The following is a 16,941-nucleotide window of genomic DNA, read 5'->3' as shown; positions in this document are numbered from 1 at the left end:
GATACTTTTCCGGAAGGGCGATTGCCGCTAGTATCGAAACGCGATACCAAACCGCGAGAAAAGAGGTGCATTCCATGAACGGCCTGATCTTCGAGGCGCTGAAGCGGACGCTGAAGGCCAAGGGCGTCACCTATCGTGAGCTAGCCGGGCGTATGGGCATTTCCGAGCCGACGGTGAAGCGCATCTTCCACGAGCGCAACTGCAAGCTCGACCGTCTCATCGGGATCTGCGCTGCCGCCGGCGTCGAGCTGGAAAACGTGCTGGGGTCGATGAACCGGGGGCCGGGACCGGTCAATCGCATCGCGCCGGAGATCGAGCGCAAGCTCGCGGGACGGCCGGCGCTGCTGTTCATCTTCGTCATGCTGTCGGAGAAGTTCACGCCCGAAGGCGTCATGCGCTCGCAAGGCTTGAGCGAAGCCTCGATGTTCCTTTATCTGCGCGATCTCGAAGCGATCGGCCTGATCGCATTGGGCAGCGGGCTGTCGGCACGGCTGCTGGTCGACACACCGATCCAGTGGAATTTCGAAGGGCCGCTCAGGCCGCTATTCGAGATGACAAACAAGAATTTCATCGGCTGGGCGATCACCCATCTGGAGCGGGAAGCGACCTTCGTCTCTTTCTCCAGGCGGATGCGGCCGGAGACGGCGGAGATGGTGAAGCGCGAGGCGGAGGAACTGGCCGAGCGCGCCAAACTGCTCGCCCATCACGACCAGCACACGACGCCGGAAGACGGGCTGACCGGCTACAAATGGACGTTTGCTTTTGGCGCAACCCCGTTTCCGGCGATCATGCCGATCGGCCCGCACCCCAGGGATGCCGGTGCGTCCGACCGGCCCACCGCTCCGGCAAAGGGACGCCGCCCGTTGCCGGCCTGACTGGGCCATCATCCGAGCAGGATTGCATCTGGCGGCTGAGCTTGTCGCGCTCCAGTCCGGAGGTGCTTCAAAAATGAAGCCACATTCATGATAGAGTTCGCGCGCTGATTTGCCAGACTGAACGGGGCGGGTTTGCCGAATGCGTGACCGTCCCCGCAAAATCGAAGTGATCCTATGCCGACCGCGCCAACACTTGAACTTCGCCGCTATTCGCGCCTGAAAAATTTGCGGGAGCGCGCAGAACGCCAGGGTGCTGCATTGCAGTTCTGGGCGCGCACGGCATCGCTCGCCGTGATCTCCTGCTTCTTTTCCTTGATCAGCCGCTGGGATGCCTCGCTGCTCTTCGTGCTGGCGGGCCTCGCGCTGTTCCAACTCGTCGGCCTGATCCAGTTTCGCTTTGCGCGCCGTCGCAACGCGCCATGGTGGATCGGTTACCTCGTCGGTACGCTGGACATCATTCTGTTGACCGTTCTGCTGGTAACGCCCAACCCGTTTTCCCTCGAGGTCGCGCCGGCCGCGATGCAACTGCGCGAGGGCAGCTTCAAATTCCTGCTGATTTTCGTATGCCTTGGCGCGCTGACCCTTTCGACACGATTGGCGCTCTATCTCGGCGCGCTCGCGGCCTTGACGTGGACGATCGGGGTGGGATGGGTGGTTTTTCATGCGGGAACCGTCATTCCGGCAACGAACCTCTATTCGCTGCCGCTGACAGAGCGACTGAATCTCTATCTCAACCCCAATTTCGTCGATACGTTCGCGCAGGCGACCAATGTGTTGGTTGTGCTGATTATCGGCGCGATCATGGCGCTGGTCGTCTCTCGTTCCCGACATCTGTCGGAAGACTATGTCAAGGCGGAGCGCGCCCGCGCCAATCTCGCCCGGCATTTTTCGCCCAATGTCGTCGACCAGCTCGCCACGGATGACGAGCCCTTCGGCCCGGTCCGCCGGCAGGATATCGCGGTGCTGTTCGCCGACATCGTCGGCTTCACACACTATTCCGAGGATCATCCGGCCGAAGCAGTGTTCGAACTACTGCGTCAGTTCCACCGTCGCATGGAGCAGGTCGTCTTCGACCACCATGGCACCGTCGACAACTATATCGGCGATTGCATCATGGCGACCTTCGGGGTTCCGCAAGCCAGCCATGACGACGCAACCCGGGCCATCCGGTGCGCTGAAGCGATGATCGCCGCTATCGAAGACTGGAATGTCCAGCGTGTGTCCAGAGGATATCCGCCGCTGGACGTTCGGATCGGTGCACAATATGGCGCCGTCGTCCTCGGCGCGGTCGGCAGCGAGCGCAACCTGTCCTTCGCGGTGGTGGGCGACACCGTCAACGTCGCCAGCCGTTTGCAGGCGCTCTGCCGGGAGCTTCAGGCGAATATTTGCTTTGGGTCACGACTGATCGAGGCCGCGAAGGCGGAATCGCTCGGGACACAGCTGAATGCGCGCGACCATGGGCCGGTGAGCATCCGCGGCCGGGACGAACCGGTCCATGTCTGGGTCGAACACAGGGCCGAAAACCAGGGCGCCATTGCGGTTTCGGCGTGATGCAGGCCGCCATGTGAGACGCCTGAACCTCATGACTCAGGCCGAAGCCATCACGTGTCTGAGGCGATTGCGCCAGCCTTCGCGGCTGCGGCGTCGGTGCCTGCCTTGTCCTCCCAGGTCACCGCCCGGTAGTCGAAACCATATTCCAGCGTCGGTTTGACGATGCGGAAGAATGGTGACAGGTCGAAGTCGCGCGGCGTGTAGAGCGAGTGGTGGCGGATGTGCAGGATTTCGCGGCGCGAATAGTTCGACTGCGCCGAGGCGCGGCCGGGCGCGCGGGTGATCTCGGGCAGGATCGGGTAGCGGATCTCGCCATAGGCTTCGGCGATCAGCGTCGAGCAGATGGCGCGGGTCGGATCGCCGGAACCGAAAGCCAGCATGCGGCGGCGCCAGCGCACCGGCACCGGTGGCGTCGGCAGGAAAAAGCGCAGCATGTCGAAAATGTTCTTGAGATCGTATTTCAGGCCGAGCTTGCCGATCATGAAGGCGACGACATGGTCGCGGTCTTCCGGGGTCAGCCCGCTCGCCCGGCAGATACGGGTATTGTAGGTGCGGTAGCGCGACAGCGGCACGGCGACACAGCCTTCGCCGAGCGTGACTTCGATCAGCCGACGCCGTTCCGATCCGTCCTCCGGCTCGGACAAGGCATCGCCGGTATAGAAAGCCGCATGCGACCAGGTCGACTGTGTCAGGTATTTGATTGCCGCCGAGATCTTCTGGTTGCCTTCGATGAGCAGGATGTCGCCGGGCTCGAGCGTGCGCCGCAACGTCTCGGCGTCGGACGGCGTGTAGGGCTCATAGCCGGAGGATTCGTCCTGCAGCCGGCCGGCAAGCCAGCGGCCAAGGCGGTCGAGAAGCGTGTCGCGCGGCGCGGTCATGGCAAAGTGTGACTAGCACGAGGTGACGTCCTCGGCCATGATCAACCGACCGGGACCTCTTCCGACGATGCCGGGCCGGCGAGGTCGTCGCGCGCATTGCGCGCGAGTTTCTTCGTCGAGCGCTTGGGGCTGTCGCCGAACAGCTCGGCCGCTCCGGCAAGGCAGCTCTTCTTCAGGCTTTTTTCCGAGCGCTTCAAAAGCTTGCCAAGAAGCCTTGTGTCCTGCGCATCGCCGAGCGGCTCACCGTCGGCCTCGAGCAACACGCGCATGACGAAGACGTCGTGCAGTTCGCCGAGTTTTTCGCCAAGTTCATCAACTGCCTTGCACCGCACCTTGATCGGCGTCGGCCACAGCCGGCCGAGCAGCGACAAATGCATCGAGTGGGTCTTGGCAGCCTTGCGCAGATCGTGGAAATCCTCTGCTTCGCCGCGCGATCCCGCCCGGTCCAGCGCCTTCCTGGCCCGGCGCAAGGTCTTGCGAGCGCCTTCCGCAAGCACATCGGCTGCATGCTCAGGCAGATCGGGGAGCAGCAGCCGCTCGATCCGGATCAGGCCTTCCTCGCAGGCGGCCGTGGCCGCGCCTATGGCGGCGTCGAGACCAGCCCCGGCATGCATTTCATGCTGGCGAGCGATAAGCCGGTCGCGCACGCTGTCGAGGCCGCCGCCGGCAACCTGCTCGGGAAAGGCGGCTGCCAGCCGGTCGACGGTCTCGACCAGCGCGGTCGCCTCGCGCGGCCCGGCAAGCAGCGCCGCCACCTGACGGTAGCATTGGTTCTCAGTCCGACAGAATGTTTCATTTCCGGAACGGACCAGCCGCAGCAAGGCGCGCGCGCTCTTCAGCCGCTTGCGGCATTTGTGCAATGCCTGCTCCGGCTGGTCGCGCGCGACGGCCAGATGGGCAAGCGCCTTGCCGATCTCCTCGCCAAGGATACGCCTGACCTCGCCGGTCAGCGGCAGGCGCGGATCGATGCGAAAGCTCATGCGGCGATCTCCGGAATCCCCCTAGAGCATGATGCCGAAAAGGTGAAGCGGTTTTCGGACGACATCATGCTCCATCTCTTTTGATTTAGAGCCGGATTCCGATTTTAGGTCGACCCGACCTAAAATCATCCGGCTCTAGGGCGAGCGACGCGTTGTAAAATCTCTGCTCGCCGGTCACTTCGCGGCCGAGCCAATCAGGCAGCATTTCGTCAGGTACATCCTCCGGCGTCTCCAGTTCGGCCACCACAAGGCCGGCTAGGATCCCGCCGAAAACATCGACTTCGTAGAGATAGCCGCGATGCCTAACATGGTGGCGTGTCTTCTCGATGACATGTCCGATGGCGAAGGCCAGCATCTCCTCGGCATCAGTCAGAGGAATTTCATATTCGTATTCGTCGCGCTCGCGGATCTTGCTGCCGAATTTAAGCGTCAGCTTCGCCGAACTGCCGTCGCTGATGCGTACGCGCACGGTGCGGCCAGGTGCTGCGGCAAGGTAGAACTGGCGAATGCGTATATTCGCCTCGGCCATTTCTAGCCATTCGGCGCTGGAGACCAGGAACTTGCGTTCGACTTCCTTGCCCATGGCCGCGCACTAAAGCGTCTGCGGCTCGACATGGCAAGCGGCCGTAGATAATCAATTTGACTTTAATCAATCGATTGATTAAAGAGGCCGACATGATCAAATCCGCGCCCGACAAAATGCCCCGCCAGGAGACATCGCCCGCCGAGCAGACGCGCGCCGCACTGGTGCTGGCCGCGCTCAAACTGTTCGGGCGGCAGGGCTTCGACGGCACCTCGACGCGCGAGATCGCGGCGGAGGCGAAGGCCAACATCGGCTCCATCGCCTATCATTTCGGCGGCAAGGAAGGGCTCCGCGGGGCCGCCGCCGACCACATCGTCGAGACCATCCAGGCGGTTGCTGGCCAGGCGCTCGGCGGCATGCAGCTGCAAGGTCAAGCCAGTTCAGAGACGGCGCGGGCGCAGCTCTCGACCGCATTGGAGCGGATGGTAGGATTTATCGTCGCCCGGCCGGAGGCGGGCGATATCGTACAATTCGTACTTAGAGAGTTGTCGCATCCGACGGCCGCCCTCGACCGCATCTATGACGGGGTGTTCGAACCGACGCATCGCCGCCTCTGCCAGATCTGGGAACAGGCGACGGGCGAGCCGGCCGAAAGCGAGGCCACCAAGCTCGTGGTCTTCACGCTGATCGGCCAGGTCATCTATTTCCGCATCGGCCGCGAAGCAGTGATGCGTCGTATGGGCTGGCGCGAGATCGGTAACGCCGAAGCCGCCAAGGTGGTGGCGGCGGTCACAAGCAATCTTGGCGCCATACTGGCGGCCCGAAATCCGGTCGCCCGCAAGGAGGGCAAGCGATGAGTTTTCTCTGTTCCCTGCCGCTCGCGGCCCAGCTGTTCGGCGCCTGCGCGCCGGCAGCGCCGCTTGCCGTCGGCTATGTCGAGGGCGACTATGTCTTGCTGGCGCCGATCGAAGTGGCGCAGGTCGAGACCGTCGCGGTCAAGCGCGGCGACCGTGTTGTATCAGGCACGCCGGTGGTGACTCTCGAAAGCGCCGACGCAAAAATCGCCGTCGCCCAGGCAGAGGCCGCGCTCGCCCAGGCGCAGGCGCAGCTTGCCGACCTGCAGATCGGCAAGCGGCCGGAGGAGATCGCGGTGCTGAAGGCCGAGGTCGACATGGCCAAGGCCCAGGCCACGGATGCCAAGCGCAAATACGACCGCGCCGCCGACCTGTTCAAGCGCGGTGCCGGCACGCAGGCCGACTACGACACGGCCGCCGCGACGCTGGAGACCGCCAATGCGCAGGTCGGCCAGGCGCAGGCCAACCTCGCCGTCGGCGGTCTGCCTGCGCGTCCCGAAACGATCAAGGCGGCAGACAATCAGGTCAAACAGGCGCAGTCGGCGTTGGAACAGGCTGAGTGGCGGTTGTCGAAGCGCGTGCTGGCGGCACCTTCGCCCGGCCGCATCAATGACGTCATCCGCAATTCCGGCGACACCGCCGGTCCGACCGCGCCTGTCATTTCGATGTTGCCGGACGGTGCGGTGAAGCTCAGCGTCTATGTCCCGGAAAGTGCGTTCTCGTCGATCAAGGTCGGCACGCTGCTTGTCGTCCATTGCGACGGCTGCGGGCCGGAGGTGAAGGCGCGCGTCAGCTATGTCTCGCCCGACCCGGAATTCACCCCGCCGGTGATCTACTCGCTCGAGAACCGGCAGAAGCTGGTCTACCTCGTCGAGGCGCGGCCTGAGGGCAAGGCGCAAGCGCTGCAGCCGGGACAGATCGTCGATGTCGAGCTGGCGGCCTCCGCAAAATGAACGCCATCGACGTTCATGGCCTGGTCAAGCGTTTCGGCGACAAGACTGTCGTCGACCATGTGACGATGACGGTGGCCGAGGGCGAGATCGTCGGCTTTCTCGGGCCCAACGGGTCCGGCAAGACGACGACCATCCGCATCATGTGCGGCCTGCTGACGCCCGACGAGGGCGAAGGTAGGGTGCTGGGTTTCAACATCCGCACCGAGTCGCTCCGCATCAAGCGCGAAGTCGGCTACATGACGCAGAAATTCTCGTTCTACGAGGATTTGACGATCGGCGAGAATCTCGAATTCGTGGCGCGGCTCTACCGGCTGAAGCCGGTCGAGGAGCATGTGTCGAAAACGCTGGAAGAGCTTGGCCTGACGAGCCGCCGCAACCAGCTCGCCGGCACGCTGTCGGGCGGCTGGAAGCAGCGGCTGGCACTGGCCGCCTGCATCATGCACAAGCCGAAGCTGCTGCTGCTCGACGAGCCGACCGCCGGCGTCGATCCGAAGGCGCGGCGCGAATTCTGGGACGAGATCCACCGGCTGGCGAGCGGCGGTCTGACCGTGCTGGTGTCCACCCACTACATGGACGAAGCCGAGCGCTGCCACCGCATCAGCTACATCTCCTACGGCAAGATGCTGGCCACCGGCACGGTGGACGAGGTGGTGACGAATGCCGGTCTGACCACCTTCGTGCTGCAGGGACCGCGCCTCGACCAGGTCGCCGATGCACTCAGGGACCGGCCCGGCGTCGACCAGGTGGCGCCGTTCGGCGCGACGCTGCATGTCGTCGGCTCCGACAAGGCAAAGCTCGAAAAGGCGCTCGCCGATGTCGAGAAGGAGCACAAGGGCGTCAGCGTAAAACCCGGCGAGACCAGCCTCGAGGACGTCTTCATTCAGTTCATGTCCGGCTCGAAGGACAATATGGCATGAACAGCGTCTTCTCCTTCGCCAGGCTCGGTGCGCTGCTGATCAAGGAATTCATCCAGATGCGGCGCGACCGCATCACCTTCGCCATGATGCTGGGCGTGCCGCTTTTGCAGCTGGTGCTGTTCGGCTACGCCATCAACAACGATCCCAAAAGCCTGCCTGCCGCACTGGTGGCGACCAGCAATGACCCCTACACCCGCGCCATTGTCGCGGCCCTGCAGACGACCGGCTACTACCGCTTCGACCATGTTGCGCAAAGTGCCGAGGCTGCCGAATTCCTGATGGCGCGCGGCGATGTCGCCTTCGTCGTCACCATCCCGGCCGATTTCGGCCGCCGGGTGGAGCGCGGCGACAATCCGCAGATACTCATCGAGGCCGACGCCACCGACCCGGCCGCCGCCAGCGGCGCCATCTCGACGCTAAGCAAAGTGGCCAGCCAGGCGCTGCTTCGGGCGCAAGGCATGCAGGAGGCGGCGAGTGAGGCCGCTAGGGGCCAGCTCGATGTGGTGGTGCACCAGCGCTACAATCCGGAAGGCATCTCGCAATACAACATCGTGCCCGGCCTGCTCGGCGTCATCCTGCAGATGACCCTGGTGATGATGACCTCGATCGCGCTGACCCGCGAGACCGAGCGCGGCACGATGGAAAACCTGCTCGCCATGCCGTCCAGCCCGTTCGAGATCATGCTGGGCAAGGTGCTGCCCTATCTTGTGGTCGGTGGCGTCCAGGTGGTGGTGGTGCTGGCGGCGTCGAAGCTTCTGTTCGCCATTCCTTTCACCGGCTCGATGTCGCTGCTGCTTACCGCCGTGCTGGTGTTCGTGCTGGCGCTGGTGCTGCTTGGCTACACCATCTCGACCATCGCCCGCACGCAGATGCAGGCGCTGCAGCTGACCTTCTTCTTCTTCCTGCCGTCGATCCTTTTGTCCGGCTTCATGTTCCCCTATCGCGGCATGCCGGGCTGGGCGCAGACCTTCGGCGAGATTTTCCCGCTGACGCATTTTTTGCGCATTACCCGCGCGGTGATGCTGAAGGGCGCTGAACTGCCGGCGGTTGCGGGCGAGATCGCCTGGCTGGTCGGGTTCGTGGCCTTGTTTGCCGGCGTCGCATTGGTGCGGTTCAGGCGCACGCTCGACTGAGCGTTCAGGAATTGAGCGATCGCGGACCGCTGACGAACGGACTGCCCCTGACATAGAACCGCAGCGGGCGGTCCGCATCCTTCGTGATGCCGATGCGGATGCCTTGGCCGATGTCGCCGGCCTGATGCCCGTCGGCTGCCAGCCATAGCGGGCCTTGGCGGCACAGATCGAGGCCGTCCAGCGAACGGTCGATCCGCAATGCCTGTGCGAGCCGTCCCGGCCCGCGCGCCAGGTCGCGCAGGCGCTCCACGCCCCGGTTCTGCCGCATGATGGCGATGCCTTCGAGCGGTTCGAGCGCCCGGATCAGCACACCGGTGCCGGTCCCTGGCCCCTCGCTCGAAACATTGAGCATCCAGGAGACGCCATAGGCGAGATAGACATAGGCGTGCCCGGCGTCAAGAAACATCGAACGGTTGCGCGGCGTCATCCCGCGATAGCCGTGACCGGCGGCGTCGCCGGTGACATAGGCCTCGGTCTCGACGATACGGCCGCCGACGATGCCTTCCGGCAATTCCCGCACCACGAGCTTGCCGATGAGATAGCGGGCGAGATCGGCCGTATCATCAGGCAGTTCGGCACGATCGAGCGGATGGTGGCCGGTCATGCTACCGCCGCCGTGTTTCAAGGTATCCGTTCGACCCATTGCGCGCGCGACTGCCCCGGCTCGAACGGATCGCCGAAATACTGGGTCTCGCGAACCACTTTGCCATCGACGAACTCCATGATGCTCACCGTATAGGACGGAATCCCGTCATAGGTCAGGACATATTCGGTGATCCAGAGGTCGCCTGACCCGGTGATCCGCCGCACGGCAAAGCGCTTCCGGTTGGGCTGCGTGGCGCGCGACGACTGGATGTTGTGCCGTCCGCTGATGCGCTCGCCTGATTGCGGATAATCGAGCACCGCGTCCTCGCGATAGATCTGATGCTCCGTCTCGAGATCATTGGCATCGGAGGCAGCCCAATGGCGATCGAGAGCCGCCCTTATCTCAGCGTCTGCCATATCGGTTCTCAGGCCGCGGCCATGATCTCGGCATAGGTGGTGAAATCGACATTGCCGCCTGACAGCACGACGGCGACGCATTTGCCCGACAGTTCGATCTCGCCTGACGAGAGCGCCGCCAGCGCCACGCAGCCGCCGGGTTCGACCACCAGCTTGAGATGGGCCATGGCGTCGCGCACCGCCTGTGCGGCCGCCTTGTCGGAGACGGCGATGGCGCCGGCGAGGTTCTTGCGGTTGATCTCGAAGGTGATGGCACCGGGCTCTGCGGTGAGGATGGCATCGCAGATCGAACTGTGGCCGGGCTCGTTGGAAACCCTTTTTCCTTCGATCAGCGAGCGGCGGGTGTCGTCGAAATGCTCGGGCTCAACGGCCCAGACTGCTGTGGCCGGCGAGGCATCCTTGACGGCGATCGAAATGCCGCTCGTCAGGCCGCCGCCTCCACAGGGAATGACGACCGCATCGAGGCTGACGCCGAGCGCTTTTGCCTGGCGCATCAGTTCGAGACCGATCGTGCCCTGGCCAGCGATGATGGCCGGATCGTCGAAAGGAGGCACCAGCACCATGCCCTTGTCCATGTAGGGTCGCACCACCGTCATGCGGTCGTCGCGAAAGCGGTCGAACGGCACCACTTCGGCGCCCATCTTGCGGACATTGGCGATCTTCATCGCCGGCGCGTCGGCCGGCATGGCAATGACCGCCTTGACGCCGAACATGGCAGCCGCCGCGGCGACGCCCTGAGCATGGTTGCCGGAGGAGAAGGCGACGACGCCGCGGCTGCGCTCTTCTTCGCTCAGCGAAGACAGTTTGTTGTAGGCGCCGCGGAACTTGAACGAGCCGGTGCGCTGCAGCGTCTCCGGCTTGAACAGGATGCGGCCGCCGAAGCGCTTGTTGAGTTCCAGCGATTCGATCAAGGTCGTTTCGGCGATCAGGCCGGAGAGCCGCGCGGCGGCGGCATGGATGTCGGCGATGCCGGGAAGCGTGGTCATGGCGAAGTCCTGAAAGCGATGAGTTCGGAGCATGGTGCACGCAAAGGCAGGCCACGCACCAATGAAAAAATGTGACCGTTACAAAGTTTGACGGGCATGAGCGGCGACGAGGGTCAAACTGGCCCACCTCTCCCGCCTTTATCAGCCGGGCCGTATCGGCTAAGGGCGGGGAGCAGAATCCCGGACCGCCAGACATGACCGCCAAGCCAAAACCCCTTTTTCTCGGTATCGACACCGGTGGCACCTATACCGATGCCGTGCTGTGGTCGGAACAAGGCGGGCCAAAAGGCAAGGTGCTGGCCAAGGCCAAGGCGCTGACGACGCGGCACGATCTTGCCGTCGGCATTTCCGGCGCGGTCGATGCGGTGCTGGAAAAATCGGCCACCGATCCGGCCGCCATCAAACTCGTGTCGATGTCGACGACGCTCGCCACCAATGCGCTGGTCGAGGGCCAGGGTGGGCGTGTGGCGCTCATCATGATCGGCTTTACCGGGGCCGACCTTGCGCGCGACGGGCTGAAGACCGCGCTCGGCACCGATCCGGTGGTGTTTTGTCCGGGCGGCCATGACGTGCACGGCAATGCGGCCAAGCTCGATCTGTCGGGGCTGGAAGCGGCGATCCCTGAACTCGGCGCCTCGGTGTCGGGCTTTGCCGTCTGCGCCTATTTCGCCACCCGCAACCCGGTGCATGAACTCGCCGCGCGCGACTTCATCCGCGAAAAGACCGGCCTGCCGGTCACCGCCAGCCACGAATTGTCGGCCAAGCTCGGCGGCCCGCGCCGCGCGCTCACCACCTTGCTCAACGCCAGGCTGATCTCGATGATCGACCGGCTTGTGGCGGCAACCGAAGGATTTTTGGAGGCCCGCAACATCGTAGCCCCCCTGATGGTGGTGCGCGGCGATGGCGCGCTGGTTTCGGCGGCGTTTGCCCGCCAGCGGCCGATCGAGACCATCCTGTCCGGCCCGGCCGCCAGCCTGGTCGGCGCCCGCCACATGACGGGCCTGGACAACGCCATGGTGTCCGACATTGGCGGCACCACCACCGATGTCGCCGTGCTCGACGGCGGCCGTCCTCGGCTCGATCCCGAAGGCGCCACTGTCGGCGGCTTCCGCACCATGGTCGAGGCGGTCGCCATGCGCACTTTCGGCCTCGGCGGCGATTCCGAGGTGGCACTGGAAGATGGCGCGCTCAACCCGAAAATCCTGCTCGGGCCGCGCCGCCTGGTGCCGCTGGCGCTGGCCGGCATGATGCATGGTGTTTCCGTGACATCGGAGCTCGAGCGCCAGCTCAGGGCGCCCAACCCCGGCCGCATGGACGGCCGCTTTGCGTTGCGCACCGGCGTGCCGGACAGGCTCGCCGCCGGCCTGACCTCGCCCGAGGCGAAACTGTATGAACTGATTGGTGCCGTGCCGCTCGCCATCGACAGGCTGCTCACCTCGAACGCCCAGAACGCCACGCTGAACCGGCTGGTCTCGCGCGGTCTTGTGCATATCTCGGGCTTCACCCCCTCGGACGCCGCCCATGTGCTCGGCAAGCAGGCCAACTGGGACCCGCTTGCGGCCCGGCTCGGCGCCGAACTGTTTGCCCGCAAGCGTGATGGGCGAGGCCAGTACATCGCGCCGTCTCCGGAGGTGATTTCCGAACGCGTGCTGCTGACGCTCACGCGCTGGTCGGCCGAATACATTCTGGAGACAGCCTTTGCCGAGGATGGGCTGGATGGCGCCGCCACCGTCGCGCACGCGCTGGTGCAGCGCGCCGTCGATTCCCATCCCGGCATCGCAAGGCTCAGCGTCGCGCTCGATCGTCCGGTCATTGGCCTCGGCGCCTCGGCGCCGCTGCACTATGCCGGCTTGGCCGAGCTGGTCGGTAATGAGTGCGTGGTGCCGGAGGATACCGACGTCGCCAACGCGCTCGGCGCCGTCGTCGGCCAGGTCCGCGTCTCGGCCGAAGCCCGCGTCAGCCAGCCCAAGGAAGGTTTGTTCCGGGTCGCGTCGGGGCAAACGGTGCGCGACTTCACCGACGAGGCCAAGGCGATCGCGGCAGCGGAGGCTGATGTGCGGGCGATCGTAGCCGCGCGCGCGAAGGATGCCGGCACGGATAATGCCGAGATCGACGTTTCGACCGAGTTCAAGGTGTCTACGGTTGAGGCCCAACGGATGTTTATCGAAGCGCATGTGGTGGCGGTTGCATCGGGTCGGCCGAGGATTGCGGTTTAGGTAATCTCCCCCCTTGGGGTCCCCTTGGGGGGAGATCAGCAGCTTCAAAATCCCCGCCTTCACCCTAAGCTGAATTGACCCCTCACCCCCGACATGCCAAAGGCCGCAAAGCCTTTCATCTGGAGAAGCCCTGATGACCGATCGCGTCGAGATCGCCGGATTGCGGATTGCCCGCGAACTGCATGACTTTGTCGGCGAAGCGCTGCCCGGTTCCGGCATTGCCGCCGACGCCTTCTGGAACGGCTTTTCGGCCATCGTCCATGATCTCGCGCCGAAGAACCGGGCGTTGTTGGCCAAACGCGACGCCATGCAGGAACAGATCGACGCCTGGCACCGCGCCAATGGCGCGCCCATCGATATGGAGGCCTACAAAAGCTTCTTGCGTGAGATCGGCTATGTCGTGCCCGAAGGGCCGGCCTTTTCCGTGTCGACCGACAATGTCGACCCCGAGATCGCCACCGTTGCCGGGCCGCAGCTGGTGGTGCCGGTGATGAATGCGCGTTATGCGATCAACGCCGCCAATGCCCGCTGGGGTTCGCTCTACGATGCGCTCTACGGCACCGACGCCATTGCCGAGACCGGTGGCGCCGAGAAGGGTAAAAGCTTCAACCCCGTGCGCGGCGCCAAGGTGGTTGCCTGGGCGAAGAGTTTTCTGGACGAGTCCGTGCCGCTCACCTCGGGCAAATGGGCCGGCGTGAACGGGCTGACGGCTTCGGGTGGCACCTTGCGGCTCGGCGCCGGCGCCGGCGGCACCACGCTGGCCAACCCGAAACAATTTGCCGGCTATCGCGGCGACGGCGCCAACCCGGAAGCCATCCTGCTGGTCCAGAACGGCCTGCACATCGAGATCCTCATCGACCGCACCAACCAGATCGGCCGCACCGACCCGGCCGGCATTGCCGACGTGATCCTGGAATCGGCGCTGACCACCATCCAGGACTGCGAGGATTCGGTCGCGGCGGTGGATGCCGAGGACAAGGTTATCGTCTACCGCAACTGGCTCGGCTTGATGAAGGGCGATCTGGCGGAGGAAATCAGCAAGGGCGGCAAAACCTTCACGCGCAAACTCAATCCGGACCGCGCCTGGACCGCGCCCAGTGGTGGCGCGCTGAGCTTGCCTGGCCGCTCGCTGATGCTGGTGCGAAACGTCGGTCACCTCATGACCAATCCGGCCATCCTCGACCGCGATGGCAACGAGGTGCCGGAAGGCATCTTGGATGCGGCGATGACGGCGCTGATCGCGCTGCACGATGTCGGCGCCAACGGGCGTCGGATGAATTCCCGCGCGGGCTCGATGTATGTGGTGAAGCCGAAGATGCATGGGCCGGAGGAAGTCGCCTTCGCAGTCGAGATTTTCGACCGCGTCGAAGCGCTGCTCGGTATGGCCAAAAACACTATCAAGATGGGCATCATGGACGAGGAGCGGCGCACCACCGTCAACCTCAAGGAGGCGATCCGCGCCGCCAGGGAACGCGTCGTGTTCATCAACACCGGCTTCCTCGACCGCACCGGCGACGAGATCCACACCTCGATGGAAGCCGGCCCGATGATCCGCAAGGGCGACATGAAGCAGGCCGCCTGGATTTCCGCCTATGAGGCGTGGAATGTCGACGCCGGGCTCGAATGCGGGCTGGCCGGTCATGCCCAGATCGGCAAGGGCATGTGGGCGATGCCCGATCTGATGGCGGCGATGCTGGAACAGAAGATCGCCCATCCCAAGGCCGGCGCCAACACCGCCTGGGTGCCGTCGCCGACGGCGGCGACGTTGCACGCCACGCACTATCACAAGGTCGATGTCCATGCCGTCCAGGCGGCGCTCAAGAGCCGGCCGAAGGCGAAGCTCGATGATATATTGTCGGTGCCGGTGGCGGTGCGGCCGAACTGGACCCCCGACGAGATCCAGCGCGAGCTCGACAACAATGCGCAAGGCATTCTGGGCTATGTCGTGCGCTGGATCGACCAGGGCGTCGGCTGCTCGAAAGTGCCCGACATCAACGATGTCGGCCTGATGGAAGACCGCGCCACGCTGCGCATCTCCTCGCAACACATCGCCAACTGGCTGCACCACAAGGTTTGCTCCGAAATTCAGGTGATGGATTCGCTGCGGCGCATGGCGGCGATCGTCGACCTCCAAAATGTCGGCGACCCGCTCTACCGCCCGATGGCCGCCGATTTCGACAATTCCATCGCCTTCCAGGCCGCCTGCGATCTGGTGTTCAAGGGCCGCGAGCAGCCGAACGGCTATACGGAACCGGTGCTGCACGCACGGCGGCTGGAGCTGAAGGCGAAAGAGCGGGCCTGAGCGCCGGCGTCTCCCTCCCCCTTGAGGGTCCCTTGAGGGGAGGGTGGCCCGAAGGGCCGGGAGGGGTCCTGCGTGAAGCGCGCCGACTCCCTTCGGACTACACTACAAGCAATGTCATCGCAGAGGCCCTTTCTCGGCTCGGCTTCAAAAAAAAGGTCGAGCATTCTTCGGTGACCCCACCCCGCCGCTTCGCTGCACCCTCCCCTTACGCCGCCTGCGCTACCCGCTCCGACATCATGCGGTAGGAAATCGCCTCGGCCAGGTGAATTCGGCCGACGGTTTCGCTGGCGTCGAGGTCAGCCAGTGTGCGCGCCACTTTGAGCACGCGGTGATAGGCGCGCGCAGAAAAGCCGAGTTTCTCGCTGGCGTCTTTCAGCAGCGACAGGCCTGCTGCGTCCGGCGCAGCGATGTCCTCGATAACAGAAGGCGAGCAATGGGCGTTGGTGGTGGCGCTGGTAACGCCCAGCCGCTCGAACCGTTCGCGCTGGATGGTGCGGGCGCGCGCCACGCGCTGGGCGACGGCTGCACTTTTCTCCGCTCGGTCGGGCCGGATCAGGTCGGCGGCCGAGACCGCCGGTACCTCGATCCTGAGGTCGATGCGGTCGAGCAACGGGCCTGAGATGCGCGCCTGGTAGTCGGTGCGGCAGCGCTCGCCGCGCAGGCAGCGATAGCCGGGCTCGCCGGCCATGCCGCAACGGCACGGGTTCATCGCCGCCACCAGCTGGATGCGCGCTGGATAGGTGACGCGGTGGTTGGCGCGCGCGATCATGCAGTCGCCGGTCTCCAGCGGTTGGCGCAGCGCATCCAAGGTCTGCGGCGTGAATTCGGGAAACTCGTCGAGGAACAGCACGCCGTTGTGGGCAAGCGATACTTCGCCCGGCCGCGCCCTGATGCCGCCGCCGACCATTGCCGCCATCGAAGCCGAATGGTGCGGGGCGCGGAACGGCCGCCGGTCGGTGAGCTTGCCTTCGCCGAGCTCGCCGGCCACCGAGGCGATCATCGAGACTTCAAGAAGTTCCTTGGGCGCCAGTGGCGGCAGAATTGAGGGCAGCCTCTGCGCCAGCATCGATTTTCCCGAGCCGGGAGGCCCGACCATCAACAGATTGTGGCCGCCGGCCGCCGCCACTTCCAGCGCCCGCTTGGCGCTTTCCTGGCCCTTGATGTCTGAAAGGTCGGGCAGGTCGCGGGCCGAGACATGGATGCCGGGCTCGGGCCGCGACAGCACCTGCGTGCCGCGAAAATGATTGGCGATGGCAATCAGGCTGCGCGGCGCCAATATGTCGAAATCCTTGCCCGCCCAGGCCGCTTCCGGCCCGCAGCCGAACGGGCAGATCAGGCCTTTTCCCTCGGCATTGGCACCGATCGCCGCCGGCAGCGCACCGGCGACCGCGGCAATGGTGCCGTCGAGCGACAATTCTCCGAGCACGACATAGGAGGCCAGCATGTCGCCCGGAATGGCGCCGAGTGCAGCCATCAGGCCGAGCGCGATCGGCAGGTCGTAATGGCTCCCTTCCTTGGGCAGGTCGGCAGGCGCCAGGTTGACCGTCACCTTCTTCGACGGCATCGACAGCCCCGACGCATGCAGTGCCGCCTGCACGCGCTCGCGGCTTTCGGCCACCGCCTTGTCGGCCAGCCCAACGATCTGCATGCCGACCTTGCCCGGCGCGATCATCACCTGGACATCGACCGGCACGGCCTCGATGCCCTGGAAAGCCACCGTGCGAACCCGCGCCACCATCTTGCTCTGCCCCCGGATATCGGCTCGCCTCGG

The 16,941-nt window shown here is 64.7% G+C and carries 15 protein-coding genes; 8 read left to right on the top strand and 7 right to left on the bottom strand.

All coding sequences use genetic code 11. The features are described from left to right. The first annotated feature begins 74 nt into the window (after nucleotides 1–74). Both NKL04_RS24840 and NKL04_RS24835 read left to right on the top strand, forming a co-directional pair. Entirely contained in the window at nucleotides 75–875 is an 801-nt protein-coding gene (locus tag NKL04_RS24840) for a helix-turn-helix domain-containing protein (protein ID WP_023681272.1), read from the top strand. 174 nt (nucleotides 876–1,049) lie between these two features. After that, a complete protein-coding gene (locus NKL04_RS24835; protein ID WP_023681273.1) occupies nucleotides 1,050–2,426 on the top strand; it encodes an adenylate/guanylate cyclase domain-containing protein in 1,377 nt (458 codons plus the stop codon). Between the two features lie 50 nt (nucleotides 2,427–2,476). On the opposite strand, the gene NKL04_RS24830 is transcribed toward NKL04_RS24835, so the two are convergent. The 3 genes from NKL04_RS24830 to NKL04_RS24820 all read right to left on the bottom strand — a co-directional run bounded on the left by NKL04_RS24830 (nucleotide 2,477) and on the right by NKL04_RS24820 (nucleotide 4,867). After that, a complete protein-coding gene (locus NKL04_RS24830) occupies nucleotides 2,477–3,304 on the bottom strand; it encodes a C40 family peptidase (protein ID WP_023692977.1) in 828 nt (275 codons plus the stop codon). Nucleotides 3,305–3,345: 41 nt separating this feature from the next. Beyond that, nucleotides 3,346–4,284 carry a CHAD domain-containing protein gene (locus tag NKL04_RS24825; protein WP_023692978.1) on the bottom strand — a complete coding sequence of 313 codons (939 nt, stop codon included), beginning with the start codon at nucleotides 4,282–4,284 and terminating at the stop codon, nucleotides 3,346–3,348. Nucleotides 4,285–4,369: 85 nt separating this feature from the next. Continuing rightward, nucleotides 4,370–4,867, bottom strand: coding sequence for a CYTH domain-containing protein (locus NKL04_RS24820; protein WP_023681278.1), 498 nt, complete (start codon nucleotides 4,865–4,867; stop codon nucleotides 4,370–4,372). Between the two features lie 92 nt (nucleotides 4,868–4,959). Here NKL04_RS24820 and NKL04_RS24815 point away from each other — a divergent pair, with 92 nt between their 5' ends. Genes NKL04_RS24815 through NKL04_RS24800 form a run of 4 tightly spaced genes read left to right on the top strand, consistent with a single transcriptional unit; the run spans nucleotide 4,960 to nucleotide 8,664 of the window. Then, the gene (locus NKL04_RS24815) at nucleotides 4,960–5,664 is read left to right on the top strand and encodes a CerR family C-terminal domain-containing protein (protein WP_023681279.1); all 705 of its coding nucleotides are present in this window, start codon (nucleotides 4,960–4,962) and stop codon (nucleotides 5,662–5,664) included. Continuing rightward, complete coding sequence (locus tag NKL04_RS24810; protein ID WP_023681280.1) at nucleotides 5,661–6,614, top strand: HlyD family secretion protein; 954 nt, start codon at nucleotides 5,661–5,663, stop codon at nucleotides 6,612–6,614. Before NKL04_RS24815 ends, NKL04_RS24810 begins: the two co-directional genes overlap by 4 nt. Next, the gene (locus NKL04_RS24805; RefSeq protein ID WP_023701945.1) at nucleotides 6,611–7,531 is read left to right on the top strand and encodes an ABC transporter ATP-binding protein; all 921 of its coding nucleotides are present in this window, start codon (nucleotides 6,611–6,613) and stop codon (nucleotides 7,529–7,531) included. Before NKL04_RS24810 ends, NKL04_RS24805 begins: the two co-directional genes overlap by 4 nt. Further along, nucleotides 7,528–8,664, top strand: a complete 1,137-nt coding sequence (locus tag NKL04_RS24800; RefSeq protein ID WP_023681282.1) for an ABC transporter permease — start codon at nucleotides 7,528–7,530, stop codon at nucleotides 8,662–8,664. Before NKL04_RS24805 ends, NKL04_RS24800 begins: the two co-directional genes overlap by 4 nt. A gap of 4 nt (nucleotides 8,665–8,668) precedes the next feature. Here NKL04_RS24800 and NKL04_RS24795 read toward each other — a convergent pair whose 3' ends face one another. Genes NKL04_RS24795 through NKL04_RS24785 form a run of 3 tightly spaced genes read right to left on the bottom strand, consistent with a single transcriptional unit; the run spans nucleotide 8,669 to nucleotide 10,652 of the window. Further along, complete coding sequence (locus NKL04_RS24795) at nucleotides 8,669–9,268, bottom strand: DNA-3-methyladenine glycosylase (RefSeq protein ID WP_023701946.1); 600 nt, start codon at nucleotides 9,266–9,268, stop codon at nucleotides 8,669–8,671. Between the two features lie 17 nt (nucleotides 9,269–9,285). Further along, complete coding sequence (locus NKL04_RS24790) at nucleotides 9,286–9,666, bottom strand: nuclear transport factor 2 family protein (protein WP_023681284.1); 381 nt, start codon at nucleotides 9,664–9,666, stop codon at nucleotides 9,286–9,288. Between the two features lie 8 nt (nucleotides 9,667–9,674). After that, nucleotides 9,675–10,652 carry a threonine ammonia-lyase gene (locus tag NKL04_RS24785; RefSeq protein ID WP_023673293.1) on the bottom strand — a complete coding sequence of 326 codons (978 nt, stop codon included), beginning with the start codon at nucleotides 10,650–10,652 and terminating at the stop codon, nucleotides 9,675–9,677. 194 nt (nucleotides 10,653–10,846) lie between these two features. Between NKL04_RS24785 and NKL04_RS24780 the strand changes: the two genes are divergently transcribed. Both NKL04_RS24780 and NKL04_RS24775 read left to right on the top strand, forming a co-directional pair. Continuing rightward, the gene (locus NKL04_RS24780; RefSeq protein WP_023701947.1) at nucleotides 10,847–12,868 is read left to right on the top strand and encodes a hydantoinase/oxoprolinase N-terminal domain-containing protein; all 2,022 of its coding nucleotides are present in this window, start codon (nucleotides 10,847–10,849) and stop codon (nucleotides 12,866–12,868) included. Nucleotides 12,869–13,001: 133 nt separating this feature from the next. Next, nucleotides 13,002–15,170 (top strand): malate synthase G, encoded by a 2,169-nt coding sequence (locus tag NKL04_RS24775; protein WP_023701948.1) that lies wholly within the window; start codon nucleotides 13,002–13,004, stop codon nucleotides 15,168–15,170. Between the two features lie 205 nt (nucleotides 15,171–15,375). Here the strand turns inward: NKL04_RS24775 and NKL04_RS24770 are convergent, their stop codons facing one another. Further along, the gene (locus NKL04_RS24770; RefSeq protein WP_023701949.1) at nucleotides 15,376–16,908 is read right to left on the bottom strand and encodes a YifB family Mg chelatase-like AAA ATPase; all 1,533 of its coding nucleotides are present in this window, start codon (nucleotides 16,906–16,908) and stop codon (nucleotides 15,376–15,378) included. Between the last annotated feature and the right edge of the window lie 33 nt (nucleotides 16,909–16,941).

The organism is Mesorhizobium sp. C264A (assembly GCF_040324515.1).
GTDB lineage: Bacteria > Pseudomonadota > Alphaproteobacteria > Rhizobiales > Rhizobiaceae > Mesorhizobium.
Note: the sequence above shows the minus strand (reverse complement) of the source record. Positions and strands in the feature narration are given on the sequence as shown.